Below are 512 nucleotides of genomic sequence, written 5' to 3' on the forward strand. Positions count from 1 at the left end.
GCGCGTTGGTCCCCGCATTATGCCCGATCAGGAAAATCGCTTCGGCATGCTCGAAGTCGTCCAGCACCACCGTGCCTTTGCCCACCCCGATCGAATGCGGCAGCCCCCGGCTCGTCGGTTCGTGACACATGTTCGAACAGTCGGGGAAATTGTTCGTGCCAAACTCACGCACGAAGATCGAATAGAGGAAGGCCGTCTCGTTCGCGGTGCGGCCCGACGTGTAGAATTCGGCCTCGTCGGGGCTGTCGAGCGCGCGCAGATGATCGCCGATCAGCGCAAAGGCGTCGTCCCAGCTCACCGGCACATAATGGTCGGTCGCGGCGTCGTAACGCATCGGCTCGGTCAGCCGTCCCTGCATCTCGAGCCAATAGTCCGACTGCGCCATCAGGTCGGATACGCTGTGCTGCGCAAAAAAATCGCGCGTCACGCAGAACTTCGTCGCCTCGTGCGCGAGCGCCTTGGCGCCATTTTCGCAAAATTCGAGCTTCTTGGTGCAACTCGCGTCGGGGAAC

General features: G+C 61.5%; 1 protein-coding gene. It reads right to left on the bottom strand.

Features of this window, described 5'->3' with window-relative positions:
- The coding region (locus tag I6F66_RS22340; RefSeq protein ID WP_197209930.1) for a molybdopterin-dependent oxidoreductase at window positions 1-512 on the bottom strand (512 nt) is incomplete at both ends.

The sequence above is a fragment of the Pseudoalteromonas sp. NZS100_1 genome, from assembly GCF_015864285.1.
GTDB lineage: Bacteria > Pseudomonadota > Gammaproteobacteria > Enterobacterales > Alteromonadaceae > Pseudoalteromonas > Pseudoalteromonas arctica.